Origin of the sequence: Kutzneria buriramensis (assembly GCF_003387475.1) — a bacterium.
GTDB lineage: Bacteria > Actinomycetota > Actinomycetes > Mycobacteriales > Pseudonocardiaceae > Kutzneria > Kutzneria buriramensis.
Map to the genome: position 1 here is coordinate 203,641 of NZ_QUNO01000010.1, position 13,216 is coordinate 216,856.

18 protein-coding genes are annotated in these 13,216 nt (G+C 70.1%); 13 read left to right on the forward strand and 5 right to left on the reverse strand.

Annotation, left to right across the window (positions count from 1 at the left end):
• Positions 1-38: 38 nt before the first annotated feature.
• From BCF44_RS28715 to BCF44_RS28735, 5 genes are all read left to right on the forward strand, one after another.
• On the forward strand, positions 39-1,544 hold the full coding sequence (locus BCF44_RS28715) for a phage portal protein (protein WP_211353266.1): 1,506 nt from the start codon (positions 39-41) through the stop codon (positions 1,542-1,544).
• Entirely contained in the window at positions 1,541-2,509 is a 969-nt protein-coding gene (locus BCF44_RS28720; RefSeq protein WP_116177518.1) for a VG15 protein, read from the forward strand. The genes BCF44_RS28715 and BCF44_RS28720 overlap by 4 nt, the downstream gene beginning before the upstream one ends.
• A gap of 344 nt (positions 2,510-2,853) precedes the next feature.
• Positions 2,854-3,483, forward strand: coding sequence for a hypothetical protein (locus BCF44_RS28725; protein ID WP_116177519.1), 630 nt, complete (start codon positions 2,854-2,856; stop codon positions 3,481-3,483).
• Between the two features lie 27 nt (positions 3,484-3,510).
• A complete protein-coding gene (locus BCF44_RS28730; protein ID WP_116177520.1) occupies positions 3,511-4,500 on the forward strand; it encodes an SU10 major capsid protein in 990 nt (329 codons plus the stop codon).
• Positions 4,497-4,676, forward strand: a complete 180-nt coding sequence (locus BCF44_RS28735) for a hypothetical protein (protein WP_116177521.1) — start codon at positions 4,497-4,499, stop codon at positions 4,674-4,676. The genes BCF44_RS28730 and BCF44_RS28735 overlap by 4 nt, the downstream gene beginning before the upstream one ends.
• Here BCF44_RS28735 and BCF44_RS28740 read toward each other — a convergent pair.
• Positions 4,673-5,056 carry an STAS domain-containing protein gene (locus BCF44_RS28740; RefSeq protein WP_246015715.1) on the reverse strand — a complete coding sequence of 128 codons (384 nt, stop codon included), beginning with the start codon at positions 5,054-5,056 and terminating at the stop codon, positions 4,673-4,675. The two genes, BCF44_RS28735 and BCF44_RS28740, sit on opposite strands and share 4 nt — an antisense overlap.
• A gap of 327 nt (positions 5,057-5,383) precedes the next feature.
• On the opposite strand from BCF44_RS28740, the gene BCF44_RS28745 reads away from it, so the two are divergent.
• The gene (locus tag BCF44_RS28745; RefSeq protein ID WP_116177523.1) at positions 5,384-5,734 is read left to right on the forward strand and encodes a hypothetical protein; all 351 of its coding nucleotides are present in this window, start codon (positions 5,384-5,386) and stop codon (positions 5,732-5,734) included.
• On the opposite strand, the gene BCF44_RS28750 is transcribed toward BCF44_RS28745, so the two are convergent.
• From BCF44_RS28750 to BCF44_RS28760, 3 genes are all read right to left on the reverse strand, one after another.
• Positions 5,731-6,018, reverse strand: a complete 288-nt coding sequence (locus BCF44_RS28750; RefSeq protein WP_116177524.1) for a hypothetical protein — start codon at positions 6,016-6,018, stop codon at positions 5,731-5,733. The two genes, BCF44_RS28745 and BCF44_RS28750, sit on opposite strands and share 4 nt — an antisense overlap.
• Before the next feature lie 341 nt (positions 6,019-6,359).
• Positions 6,360-7,076: a GAF and ANTAR domain-containing protein gene (locus BCF44_RS28755; protein ID WP_170217803.1), complete on the reverse strand. Its 717-nt coding sequence runs from the start codon at positions 7,074-7,076 to the stop codon at positions 6,360-6,362.
• A gap of 4 nt (positions 7,077-7,080) precedes the next feature.
• Positions 7,081-7,521, reverse strand: a complete 441-nt coding sequence (locus tag BCF44_RS28760; protein ID WP_116177526.1) for a hypothetical protein — start codon at positions 7,519-7,521, stop codon at positions 7,081-7,083.
• A gap of 143 nt (positions 7,522-7,664) precedes the next feature.
• Here BCF44_RS28760 and BCF44_RS28765 point away from each other — a divergent pair, with 143 nt between their 5' ends.
• Positions 7,665-7,994: a head-tail adaptor protein gene (locus BCF44_RS28765; protein ID WP_116177527.1), complete on the forward strand. Its 330-nt coding sequence runs from the start codon at positions 7,665-7,667 to the stop codon at positions 7,992-7,994.
• A 139-nt stretch (positions 7,995-8,133) separates the two neighbouring features.
• On the opposite strand, the gene BCF44_RS55725 is transcribed toward BCF44_RS28765, so the two are convergent.
• Positions 8,134-8,271, reverse strand: coding sequence for a hypothetical protein (locus tag BCF44_RS55725; protein WP_170217804.1), 138 nt, complete (start codon positions 8,269-8,271; stop codon positions 8,134-8,136).
• A 58-nt stretch (positions 8,272-8,329) separates the two neighbouring features.
• Between BCF44_RS55725 and BCF44_RS28775 the strand changes: the two genes are divergently transcribed.
• The 6 genes from BCF44_RS28775 (at position 8,330) to BCF44_RS28800 (ending at position 13,206) form a co-directional block, all read left to right on the forward strand.
• Positions 8,330-8,758 carry a hypothetical protein gene (locus tag BCF44_RS28775; RefSeq protein WP_170217805.1) on the forward strand — a complete coding sequence of 143 codons (429 nt, stop codon included), beginning with the start codon at positions 8,330-8,332 and terminating at the stop codon, positions 8,756-8,758.
• 76 nt (positions 8,759-8,834) lie between these two features.
• On the forward strand, positions 8,835-9,452 hold the full coding sequence (locus tag BCF44_RS28780) for a phage tail tube protein (RefSeq protein ID WP_147328670.1): 618 nt from the start codon (positions 8,835-8,837) through the stop codon (positions 9,450-9,452).
• Entirely contained in the window at positions 9,449-9,673 is a 225-nt protein-coding gene (locus BCF44_RS28785; protein WP_116177531.1) for a hypothetical protein, read from the forward strand. Before BCF44_RS28780 ends, BCF44_RS28785 begins: the two co-directional genes overlap by 4 nt.
• Entirely contained in the window at positions 9,670-9,948 is a 279-nt protein-coding gene (locus tag BCF44_RS28790; RefSeq protein ID WP_116177532.1) for a hypothetical protein, read from the forward strand. The genes BCF44_RS28785 and BCF44_RS28790 overlap by 4 nt, the downstream gene beginning before the upstream one ends.
• 41 nt (positions 9,949-9,989) lie before the next feature.
• Entirely contained in the window at positions 9,990-10,346 is a 357-nt protein-coding gene (locus tag BCF44_RS28795) for a hypothetical protein (RefSeq protein ID WP_116177533.1), read from the forward strand.
• A gap of 7 nt (positions 10,347-10,353) precedes the next feature.
• Positions 10,354-13,206, forward strand: a complete 2,853-nt coding sequence (locus tag BCF44_RS28800) for a phage tail protein (RefSeq protein WP_116177534.1) — start codon at positions 10,354-10,356, stop codon at positions 13,204-13,206.
• Positions 13,207-13,216 lie beyond the last annotated feature (10 nt).

Consider the following 13,216-nt stretch of genomic DNA (forward strand, 5'->3'; position numbering starts at 1 on the left):
CGCTACCGGCCACGGTCGGCTGGTAGCGACGTAAGGGGATGATCGTGATCGGGGTCCTCGCGCCTGAGCTCGCTGATATGCAGTGGGTTACCCGCCTTGCGCGTCTGCACAACGCCCAGCTTCCCGGCCTGGAGACGCTGGACGCCTACTACGAGGGCGAGCAGTCGCTCTCCTACATGCACCCCGAGTTGCTGCGGCGCCTGGACACCCGCGTGCGGCAAGTCGTCATCGCCTGGCCCGAACTCGTCGTCGACAGCTTGGACGAGCGGCTGGACGTGACCGGCTTCCGGATGGGCGGGGAGGAGGAAGCCGACCGGGACCTCTGGCAGATCTGGCAGGCCAACCGCCTGGACCTGTTTTCCCAGCAGGCCCATGTCGACGCGTTGGCGCTGGGCCGCGCGTTCGCGATCGTCGGCACCAACGAGAACGACCCGACCACGCCGCTGGTGACCGTCGAGTCGCCGCTGGAGGTCCACGCCGAACTGGACCCGCGCACCCGCACCGTGCGGGCAGCGCTGAAACGCTGGCGCGACGAGGACACCGAAGACCCCGGGCTGGGCTACGCCACGCTGTACCTGCCCAACCGCACCGTCTGGTACACCTCCGACAACGGCGGCGGCACCTGGGAAGAGACCGACCGCGACGAGCACGGCCTGGGCCAGGTGCCCGTGGTGCCGATCATCAACCGGCCACGTACCCGCCGCCGGCTCAACCGGCCTGCCCGCCTCGGCCGCTCGGAGCTGGCCAGCGTCCTGCCGCTCTCGGACGCCGCGTGCAAGATCGCCACGGACATGATGATCAGCGCAGAATTCCACGCCATGCCACGGCGCTACGCGCTGGGGTTCGACAAGGACGACTTCGTCGACGCCTCCGGCCGCGCCCTGACGCCGTGGGAGGCCGTGGCCGGCGTGCTCTGGGCCTCCCCGAAGTCCCCGAAGGAGGACGGGGTCAGTGTCGGGCAGTTCCCCGAAGCGTCGCTGTCGAACTTCCACGACACGCTCAACGCCTTGGCCAAGCTGGTGGCCTCGGTGTCCGGGCTGCCGCCGCACTACCTCGGCTTCAGCACCGAGAACCCGGCCAGCGCGGACGCGATCCGCTCCAGCGAGGCCCGCCACATCAAACGAGCCGAGCGCCGGCACGGTTGGTTCGGCGACGGCTGGGAGCAGGTCGCCCGCCTGGTCCTGCTCGTGCGGGACGGTCGGATCCCGCCGGAGGCCCTGCGGCTGGAGACGATGTGGATGGACCCGGCCACTCCGACGTTCGCCGCGCAGGCTGACGGCGTGGTGAAGCTTTACTCCGCTGACAAGCTGCTGCCCCGCCGCGCGGCGCGGCGGGCGCTGGGCTACTCCGACACGCAGATCCGGGACATGGAGGCCGAGGACACCGAGGCATACAACCGGATCCTCGGCGACGAGCCGCCCGAGTTCGGCCCGCAGCAGCCACCACCGCAGCAGCCGCTGCAGGACGTCGCACCGGCCGTGCCGGTGCCGCGTGGCAGCACCGCGGCCCGGTTCCTCGAACCCGCACAAGGGGTAAGCCGGTGACCGCGACCGATGATCGGTTCCGCGCCGTGCAGCAGCGCGCCGTTCGGCAGGCGGTGACCACCGTGGCGGCGGTGTGGTCGCGGCTGAACCTGGCGGACACGGCGGCCTGGCACACCAGCGCGCGCCCGGAGCTGGTGGCCGCCATCAGCTCCGGGCAGACCAGCGCGGCCAGCACCGGACAGACCTATGTGGCCGCCACGCTCGCGGCGGCCGGCGCGGCCTCCCGGCCGCTGGGCCGGTTGGTGGCCTCGGCTCTGGCCGGCACCGCAGCCGGCGGTCTGCCGCTGGGTGCGCTGGTGGATTACGCCTGGGCGTACTTCCGGCGGGCGCTGGAACTAGGCGCGCCGCCCGGCGACGCGGCCGACATCGGCCGCGCGAAGCTGCTGACCTACACCGCAACCGAGGTCGCCGACGCCGGCCGCGTGGCCGTCCAGATCGGCGGGTTCCTCGAACCGGAGGTGTACGGCTACGAGCGGCTTGTGCACCTGCCGGCGTGCGGGCGGTGCATCGTGCTCGCCGGCCGGCTCTACCGCTACAGCTCCGGGTTCCTGCGGCATCCGCGCTGCGACTGCGGCATGAAGCCGGTCACCCGCGAGCAGTGGAGGGCCGACGGCGCCGCGACCGACCCGCGCTCGCTGTTCGAGACAATGAGCAAAGCCCAGCAGAACAAGGCATTCGGCCCCGGCGGCGCGGAGGCGATCCGACACGGCGCGGACATCAGCCGCGTGGTCAACGCCCGCCGCAAAGGCTCGGTGTACGTGGCCGGCGGGCACGAGTTCACCCACGAGGCGACCACCACGCGCGGGCTCGGCCGCCAGCTCGGTGAGCTCAACAAGCGACCCGGCCGGCGGCACCGTTCCAGCGGTGTCGCCCGCCCTACCCCCGCTCAGCTGGTGGCGGTGGCCCGGGATCGCGACGAGCTTGTCAGGCAGCTACGGCGGTTCGGCTACATCCGTCAACAGTAGCGCTGTAGCACTGTACTGCTACAGTTCGCGAGCTTTTTTGAGAGGCGGACTCGTGTCCGCCCGCCATGATCAGTCCCGTTGCACCTGGACATTTCGGCTTTTTCTTTTTCGAAGCCGGCTTCAGCTCGGCGGCCAGCCCTGCCGCGCCCAACAGCAGACACGCCGCAGCCAAGAAACCGAAGTGCTGCCAGGTCATCGGCCCGGTGTAAGCGGCAATCGCCGCGCACGTCGGTGCGGCGGCAGCAAGCAGCCCCATCACGGGTGGCGACGGCCGGCGCGACTTCACACGCCCAGGGTGCCACGGCCACCCGATCCACCGTCTCGATTCCCCAGGGAGAACACCATTGGGTGACACCACCGGCCAGGCCCCGGCCGACAACCAGCCGCCCGGCCCGGTCAGCACCACCGATCCGGCACCGCAGCAGCAGCCCCAGCCCGAACCGGCCGAGCCGGACTACAAGGCCCTTTACGAAGCCGCCCAGGCGAAGCTGAGCAAGGCCGAGCAGACCGCACGGAGCAACAAGGACAAGGCCAAGCGGCTGGACGAGATCGAGGCCGCGCAGCAGAGCGAGGCCGAGAAGGCCGCCGCCCGCGCCACCGCCGCCGAGCAGCAGCTTGCCGGCCTGCGGCGCCGGGCCATCGACGCCGAGATCCGCGCCGCCGCAACAGGTTGGGCCGACCCGACCGACGCGCCGCGCTACCTGGACGAGCGGGACCGCTACATCGGCGATGACGGCGTGATCGACACCGCCGCCATCGCCCACGACCTGGCCGCGGTGCTCGCCGCCCGGCCGCACCTCGCGCGGGTCGACGGACCGCGCCGGCCCGCCCCGGACCCCTCGCAGGGGCCGCGAGACTCCGGCCCGTCCGGCATCGCCGGCCAGATCAGCGAGGCCGAGGCCCGGGGCGACTGGGTCACGGCCATCGCCTTGAAGAACAAGCGCCTGCGGGACCTCGCCGCACAGCAGCACTGATTTCTGTTTCCTAGCAACGGAGTTCCTATGCCCGGTGTGGCGGCAATCGCCAACGTCTACAACACCCCCAACTACGTCGGCGAGTTGTTCGCGCTCACGCCGAGCGACACGCCCTTCCTCAGTGCGATCGGTGGCCTGACCGGTGGCAAGCGCGCCAACGGCGTCGTGCACACCTGGCAGGTCTACGACCTGCGCGCCCCCGACCCAGCCCGCCAGCGCCTGGAGGGCGCGGACGCCCCGCCGCCGGAGTCCCGTGTTCGAGGGACTGCGCGCAACGTGGTGGAGATCCACCAGGAGACTGTCGGCGTCACCTACACCCGCCAGGCCGCGCAACAGCAGTTCGCCGGCACCGGCTCGCCGATCGCCAACGCCGTCTCCATTCCCGGCACCAACCCCGTGCCGGACGAGATGGACTGGCAGACCCGCCAGTCGCTGATCCAGATCGGCCGCGACGTCGAGGTCAGCTTTCTGACCGGCACGATGGCCGAACCCACCGACAACAGCACCGCCCGCAAGACCGGCGGCATCCTCCAGGCCATCAAGACCAACGTGGTCACCAACGCGCAGCCCGCCGCGCTGACCGAGAAGATGGTCCTGGACCTGTTGCAGTCGGTGTGGACCAACGGCGGGATCCAGGTCTCGGAGACCGCGACGTTGATGTGCGGGGCGTGGCAGAAGCGCCAGCTCACCAACCAGTTCGTGACGCTGAAGAACTACCGCGAGCAGACCCGCAACGTCGGCGGCGTCTCGGTGACCACGATCGAGACCGACTTCGGCCAGCTCAACGTCAGCCTCAACCGCTACATGCCGGCCGACACGGTGCTAGTGGTCAGCCTCGACCAGTGCGCCCCGGTGCTGCTGGAGACGCCGGGCAAGGGCTTCCTGTTCTCCGAGCCCCTCGCGAAGACCGGCGCGGCGGACAAGGCGCAGATCTACGGAGAGATCGGTTTGGAGTACGGGCCGGAGATCGCCCACGGCAAGATCACCGGCCTGACCACGACGGCGGTGTCCTCGTGAAGTTCACCAGCACCCGCCACCCCGAGCTGATCGTGCACGACCTCGGCGTGGTGTTCGTCGACGGCGAAGCCGAGGTCACCGACAAGGCCACCATCGAGGCCCTGCGCGGGCTGCCCGCCGAGCTGGGTGTTCGGGCCGTCGGTGGCCGACCCGCCGCCAGCCGGCCCACGGACTAGCCGTGGTGGCGGGCCACCACGGCCAGCGCCTCGTCCACCGACTGGTCGAAGTTCAGCTCGTCGTGGAGCCCGGTGAGCTCGAACGGGCGCAGCAGATGGCGATAGTGTGCGACGAGACGCAGTTCCCGGTCGTCGGCAGCGAGCTTGTTGTGCAGCTGCATGAGCAGGCTCAATCCGGTCGAGCTGAGAAACTCCAGGCCGTCCAGGTCCACGATGACCGCGATGACCCCCTCGGCAGCGGTCTGAAGGATGTTGTCGAGTAGCTCGCGAGTCTCCAGGTCTGCCGTTCCGCGAAGATGGACCACAGCCGCGTCGCCGATGCGGGCGGTAGCCGCGGTGAGCTGTGCATCCGTGCGCCTGAGGCGGTCCTCGCCGTCCATGTTCACCGCAGGCTCCTCAGTTGCCGGTCCGCAGCAAGCACGCAGGTACCACGGCGCAGCTGATCATTCAGCTGCCTCGCCAACCATAGGTCCGCGCCGCGAACACCGGCAACCGCTACCGACCCGCTTGGCGCTCATGGTCGACACGAGCAACCAGCAGGCTCAAAGGGAGGTGGTGACTATGTGTGACGGACCCGCGCGGTCCCTTCGCTCGGGGGGTGACGAAGGGACCACGCGGCGGCCGGGTCACGCACTTGGGAATCCCAGCACCCAGGCAATCGCGGCACGCCGAAGCACCGTTAGCACTTTCGGGCAGGTGAAATACCCGTGATCTCCCTTGCCACGGTCAGTGACGTCCAGGCCCGGTCCCCGCAGCCACTCGACGACCAGCAGCAGGCCCGCGCCGCCGTGCTGCTGGCCGACGCCTCCGCGATCGTTCAGGCGAAGGTTCCGGACATGCCGCAGCCGCCGCCGGACACCGCTGTCGGCGTGGTCGCCACGGCGGTGTTACGAGCGTTGGCCACGCCGGCGGACGGGTTGACGAACGAGTCGGTGGGCGAGGTCTCTCGGACCTCCGCGCACCCAGGCGGCGGTCTCTACTTCACCGATGACGAGCTGGAGTTGCTCCGCCCTGTCCATCCCGGGCCAGGCGGGGCGTTCTCCATCTGGACGGTCTAGCAACCGAAGTCGTTTGCGTCGTTCACATCGCTGGGACGGTGGCGCATCTGGTTGCGCTCGTCGCGAGCATCCCGGACGGCGACGATCTGCCGGGACAGGCTGACAAGCTTGAGATAGGCCCGGGTGTGCGGCCGCGTGCCGCCGGCAATCAGCCGGTCGCCGGACTCGACGTGCTCCGCCAGCACGTCGATCGCTTCGCGGTACCAGTCTGTCGGCGACCAGTACTGGCTTCCCTCTGGGCCCGGGAGCATCCGCCGGTTGTCGCCCTCGGTGTTGTAGTTCATGCGCTCGCTCCCGTGTGGTGCGCGTTGCCGAGGCCCCGCCCGCCGCTTCCCCTGGCGGAGGGGCCCCGGCAACCGGAGGCGCGGGCCGGGGTGCGTACCCGCAGGTCAGATGCTCGCACACACGTTCGAGTTACGCCAGTTGTCGCTGCTGATGAGATCCCCGGCGGAGGGATCCGGAGCACAGGCTCCAGCTACTGCGGGCCACTACAGTCCGCCGGGGACCACCGCCCACTACGCACTCGACGGGGACGAATCCAGTGGACGAGCGCGGGGTCTCGGCGCTTCCCGAGCGTCCGCCCGTCGACACACGGCAGCAAGGGGCCAGCACCTAGCGAGCATGGTCACCGGGTGAAGCGGAGCCAACCTTCCAGGACCATGTCGGCGACCTCACGGAGCGGACGGTCGGTGACGAACGCGTGCGCCCGCAACCGCTGATACGCCGGCGTCAGCCCGGTTCCCAACTGCGCCGACACGACACCCACCGCCTGATGAACGCGTACCCACTGCTGAGCCAAGGAACCCGCGAGCACACCGTCCAGGTCATGTCCAGATGATTCATCGACCACACCCCCCAACAGCGCCGCCAACGCGTAGTCGGCGAACACACGCCCGTCGGCGAGCGCGTCGGCGCTCAGCGGCTGCGGACCGATGCGGTAGAGCTCCAACACCCCGACTGCCACCTCACCCATGATCAGCGGAAGGGCGAACACGGCCTGCACACCCAACGGCGCCAGCAGCGATACCAGCACCGGCCAGCGCTCCCGACAGTCGTGCCGGGTCAGGTCGCCGACCAGCACCTCCTCACCCGTGAGCAACGCCTGCACACCCGGCCCCCGGCCGACGGTGAGCTCCAGTTCCACCGCGCGTTCGCCGACGACGCCGGTCGCGTAGATCGGCTCGGCTTCCCCCAAATCCCCGGCCGTGCAGAAGCTCACCCCGTCGACGCCCACCACATGGGCGCAAGCCCGGCAGATGTGTCTAATCCCGACCGACACCCCCTCGGCGGCGGCCTGCCTGCCGATCGCGGCGGCAATCGCGGCATACCGGTCTCTGTGCACGTGCTCAGCGGGGCCAGACAGTCGTGCTCTGCGCGGCAGCCCCACGCAACCGCGTGCACAACTGCCGCAACGTCTGGACGGGCACCTGAAAGCGAGAGGTCAGGCCGTAGCCCGATCCAGCGTCGGGCACAGACACCGGGCCGTGCAGGTACACCACCCGCTCGGTGCGATCGATACCCGGCCGCGACCAGGCGGGCTGCTCACCGTGTCTGGCAATCAATTCCCGCGCCGTCGGGTCGGCCAACGTCGCCTGCACGGCGTCGATCAACGACCCGAGGCGAACCAACGGGATACCGATACCGTCACCATGCCCAGCGCGCGGCTGCCACGCGCCATCCGATTCGCCGGTTGCCGTGGGCAGGGCGTGGATGTCGGCGTGATCCCCCACGAGGGTGATGGACCACTCGGCGTTGACCGTGGTGACCTGCTCGGGTTGGACGGTCATGATGTCGCCCCCTCGGGGTGAGGAATCAACCAACGGTGCGGCCGGCACGGGCGTCGCGGCGAGGGACCTTCGGCACTGTAGAGCACTGCTGAAGGGCATGAAACGCCGCATACCCTGGGCCGCGAGCGTGTGGCGGTGGTGCTGTGCTGTTACCTCACCGACTGACCGTCATCACCCCGGTTGGCGTCGTCGACGAGTACGGCAACCCCGTCCTACGCCTGGACTACGGTCCCGGCGCCGCACGCCGCACCATCGCCGGCCTGATGCAACCCACGGGCTCGACGCCCAACCCCGAACCGGGCCGCCAGGCGGTCGTCACGACCTGGCGGCTGTTCACGACCAGTCCGATCGCCACCAGTGACCGCATCTCCTGGCAGGGCAAGACATTCCGTATCACCGGGGAGCCGTCGCAGTGGACGCCGCGATTCGGCCACACCCACTACGAAGCCAACCTCACCCACGTGGAGGGCTGAAACCACCGTGCCCGCCATCGACCGCGTGACCGTCGACTACGACGGCGTGCGAGAGATCCTGCTCTCGCCGGAGCTGCACGACGCCGTGCAGCAGCTGGCCGAGCAAGTCGCTGCACACGCCCGCGCCCGGGGCCTACGGCTACGCGACCACGCGCCCGTGCCGATCGAGGTGTTCGACGACCCCGCCCACACCCGCGTGGGCGTCACCGTCGCCGTCCAGCATCCCGCCGGAGCCGGCATGGAAGCCCGCCACGGACTGCTGACCCGCGCCGCGCACGCCGCCGGCCTGGAGCCGATCGGCTTCGACGAGATCGCCGACCAGCTGGAGGTGCCCCGTGGGCCTGCCCGTGCCCCGGGACGTCGTCGCCCTCGTTCTCGACGTCCTTCGGCCCGCCCTCGCCGAGCGCGCCGAGCCCTACGCCGCCGGGCTCGTCGTCTCCTCCGAGATGGGTTCCGAACCCGGAAGCGACGCTGACGACGGGCCACCCAGCCTGCCGTGGCTGCTGGTCGCCGAAGACGGCCACACCTGGAGCTGGCCAGCGGTACAGCGCTCGACGATCCGGCTGACGTGCTGGCACCGCTCCGAGTTCACCGCCAAGGCGGTCTGCGCCCTGGCCCTCGGCCTGCTCTGCGCACCCGGCATCCGTGCGGCACCCATCGCCGCCGACCCGATCACCGCGCCCATCACCAGCCTGGACCCCTACACCGACCAGCCCCTGGCCACCGCCTCTGTCGCAGTGTTCGCCCGAACACCGTTGCTGTAAACCACACCCGCGCACGCCCACCCGAGGAACCGGTGGGTGCGCGGGTGGGCGTCGGCCTGTTCCCTTGGAGGACTTGTTGACGTTGAACGCAAGCCTGGTCCGGATCGCCGGCACCGGGGAGGTATCACTGGCCCCGCCCGGCACTCCGGAGCCGCCCGACGCGACCACGCCGCTGACGGCGGCGTGGACCGGCCTCGGACTGACCACATCGGATGGTGTCACCGTCTCCCGGAAGGTCGAGAAGGACGGCACCGAGTCCTGGCAGATGCTCTCGCCGGCTCGCTACATCTACAAGTCCCAGGAATTCACCGTGAAGTCGGTGTTCCAGGAGACCAAGGCGGCAGTGCTCGGAGCCTACTTCGGCGGGATCACCTTCGCGCCGACCGCCTCCGGCTCGAAGATCTACCGCGCCGAGTTCTCGTCCATCCCCCGTAGTGACGTGCGGGCACTGTGCGTGGACTGGGTCGACCAGGTGTCCGACACCGAGGTCTTCCACCACCGCCTCTACGTGCCGCGTGCGGAGGTGTCCGACACCGACGACGCCCAGTGGTCGCGAACGCAGGAAAACCGGTGGGGCATGACGTTCTCCGCGCTCTCGCCGACCGGCACCACGACCACGTTGGCGGTCTGGTTGACCGACGACCCGGCCGTCCTGCTCACCCCGCCCACCCAGACCAGTGGAGGTGGCTCGTGACCGGACTGACCGGCGACGCCCGTAGCGAGTTGGCCACCGTGCTGGAGACGCTGCGCACCGCGCTGCGCCATCACCAACTGCGCGACGAAGCCTCCGCCGTCATGGTCGGCCGCCCCGTCGTCTACAGCCCGCTGACCACCCGGCTGGAGTTCGCGACCAAGGGCCTGTCGGCACTCATCCGCCACGAGTTCCCCCAACCCGAAGGAGAAAGCCAGCAGTGAGCACCCGGCAGCGCGCCGAGGCGACGAAGAAGCCTGCCCCGGCCAGCGAGGGCCTGTCCCTGACTTGGCGTGACAAGAAGTTCCGCATTCCGACCGCTGAGCAGTTCCCGTTGGCCGCGATGGAAGCCGAAGAGGCCGGCAAGCCGATCACGGCGCTGCGGGAGCTGCTCGGTGAGCAGCAGTACCAGACGTTGCGGACGGTGGCGTTCACGGCGATGGACATCGAGGAGTTCTCCGCGCAGGTCATGCGGGAGCTGGGGCGGGGAAACCCCTAACGGTCGCCCAGCTGCTGGCGACCGACCTCACCGCCGAAGCGTTGGAATCGGACCTGTTGGCCGTCTACGGCGTCGATCTGCTCGACTTCTACCGAGGCCACATGACCTACCGGCGGGTGTGCGTACTCGTCGGCGGCCTCCCAGCCGATGCGCGGGTCTGGCGGGCGATCGCGCCCGAGGCCGGCTGGTCGCGCCTGGAGATGCTGACCGCCGCCGTCGAACGCCGCATGACCGCACTGTGGGCGGCGGTCGCGGCCGCGCTGGGCCAGACCATCCCACCCGAGCACCTGGCCAGCCCGCTGGAACTGACCGACACCGACCCGGACAGCGCGCGGAACGAGCCGGAGCCCGAGACGGTCTCGCTGCGTGACATGGCTCGGATGATGCGCGGGACCTGACCAGCGGGTGGTGGTCGGCCTGGCCATCGTCGCCCACGCCTACCTCAAGATCATGCCCTCCCTTCAGGGGTTGGGCGTCGAGATCCGCCGTCAGGTCAAGCAGAACGAACGCGACGCCCCGCACCTCGGGTTGACCGCCGAGCTGCGCACGGAGCTGCTCAAGGAGCAGCTGCGCATTGCCGCCCGCGAGGGCGACCAGACCGCGATCCGGTTGCTGGCCGAGCTGGAGACCGCCGAGGCCGAGACCAAGGGCGAGCGGCTGCGGCGTGAGCTGTCGAAGAAGATCACGATCAAGGTCGCCCTGGACAAGACCGGCAGCGCGGCCAAGGGCCTGAGCGACCTTGACGCCGGCGTCACGAAGCTGGGCGCGAACCTGGCCCGCACCACCGGGCTTGTCGGCGCCCACACGCTGAAGGTCGCGGCGCTGGCCGGTGCGGCGACCGGCGCGGCCACCGAAGTGATCGGGTTGGGGTCGGCGGCGGTCACCGCATCGGGGTCGTTGCTGACGATCCCGGCCGCCGGCCTCACGGCGGCCGCGATCCTGGCCACGGTCAAGGTCGGGCTGTCCGGGTTCGGTGACGCGCTCAAGGAGTCCGATCCGGCCAAATTCGCCCAAGACCTGGAGAAGCTGTCCCCGGCGGCCCGCGAAACCGCGGTGCAGATCCGGGCGCTGGCCCCGGCGTTGGACGCGCTCAAGCTGGACGTTCAGCAACGGCTGTTCGCCGGCCTGTCCGGTGAGGTCGCCTCGCTCGGGCAGCGCTACCTGCCGGTTGTGCGGACCGGCCTGGCTGACATCGCCGGCGCGCTCAACACCTCCGCCCACGGCCTGGCCGCGTTCCTGGACCAGGCCAGCGTCTCCAGTGACCTCGCCACGATCTTCACCAACGCCCGCCAGGCCGTGGCCAACCTCGGGCAGGCGTTCGGGCCGCTGCTGTCGATCCTGCGTGACGTCGCCACGGTCGGCTCCAGCTTCCTGCCCGCGCTGACCGCCGGCATCGGGGCCTTGGCCTTGAAGTGGGCCGAGTTCATCGGGCAGGCCCGCCAGACCGGGCAGCTGGCCGGGTGGATGCAGGCCGGCATCACCGCCGCCCGCCAGTTCGGTGACCTGCTGGGCAACCTCGTGTCGATCGTCGCCTCGGTGTTCCGGGCGGTCGCCGGGTCCGGGACCGGCGCACTGTCCGTGCTGGTCGCGATCACCGACAAGATCGCCGCGTTCGCCAAGAGTGCGCCCGGAATCCTTGCCCTGCAACAGGTCTTCGGTGGCCTGTCGGCGGTCGCGGCTGGCTTGTTCCCGCTGTTCGACGCGCTGGGCCAGGTCCTCGTCACGCAGATCGCCCCGGCCGTCGCGAAACTCGGCCCCCAGCTCGGGGCGTCGCTGGCCTCGTTGGCGGGCGGGTTCGCCCCGCTCGCGGGGATTCTCGTTGCCCTGGCACCACTCCTGTCCACCGCCGCCCAGGTGACGGCCGAGGTTCTGGTGCCGGCGCTACGCGCGGTGCAGCCCGTCGTGGCCGCGCTGGTCGGCCCGGTGCAGCAGGTCTTGCAGCTGCTCGGCTCGCAGCTCGCCGCATCGATCACCGGCCAACTCGCCCCCGCCCTGCTCAAGCTGGCCACCGCTGCCGGGCCCCTGATCACGGCCTTCGGCTCGCTGCTGGTCAACGCCCTGTCGCTGACCGCCGGCTGGGTTTCCCAACTGGTGCAACAAGGTTCGGACCTGCTCGGCGTGTTCGGCGGCGCGGCCGTCAGCGTGCTCGGGTCCCTGCTGGGCGCGTTCCAGTCGGTGGCCACGGCCGGCGCGTCGGTGCTGCTGGCCACCCTGCGCGCTCTGGCACCGGCCCTGCCGGCGATCACCTCGACTGTGGCCCAGCTCGCGCAGGTGATCAGCACCAACCTGGCCGCCGCGACACCGACCCTGGTGGCCATCGGCCAGCAACTCGCCAGCGCAGTGATCACTGTCGTGAATGGACTCCTACCGAGTCTGCCATCGCTGACAGACGCCCTGCTACAGCTGGTAGTAGCCGCGCTAGGGCTGGCACCACCCCTGCTACAGCTGGCATCGGCTTTGCTGCCCGGCCTGGTGCAGATCGTGGCCCAGCTCGTGCCGGTGATCGTCCAGGCCGCCGGCGTGCTCACCGAGCTGATCTCCGACGCCACGCCGCTGGTGAAGCTGCTGGCCGACGACCTGTCGCCGCAGGTCGAGGCGTTCGGCCGGATCGTCGCCGACGTGTTCGGGGCGCTGTCGGCGATCGTGTCCGGCGCGCTTCAGGTCGTGCGCGGCGTGATCGAGGTCGCCGTCGGCTTGATCACGTTGGACTGGTCGAAAGCCTGGTCCGGACTCAAGGACATCGTGCTGGGCGTGGTCAACGGCCTCGGCGGCGTGCTGCTGTCCGGGCTCGACATCGTGGTCCAGGCGGTGAAGGCGCTCGGTGCCGCGATCGTCTCGACCGCGAGCGGCTGGGGCGGTGCCCTCGTCGACGCCGGCCGCAACCTGATCGCCGGTCTCGTGCGCGGCATCGAGTCCGGGTTTCAGTGGGTCAAGGACAAGCTGAGCGAACTCACGAACTGGATCTCCCAGTGGAAGGGCCCACCGTCGGTCGACCGGAAGCTCTTGACCCCCAACGGAAAGCTCATCATGCAGGGCCTCCTGGTGGGGTTGCAAGACGGCACGCCGGCGGTCCGCTCCTACCTGACCCAGCTGACCACCGACCTGCCCGGCACAGCCCCAGTGAACGGCACGGGCGGGCCAACACCGGCCGCCGCGCTGCGGCCGGTGACGATCAACGTCTACCCCCAAGCGGGCCAGTCCGAGACCGAGATCGCCGCCATGGTCGACCGCCGCCTCACGTTCGCCGGCCGGTTGTAGGGGTTGGTGT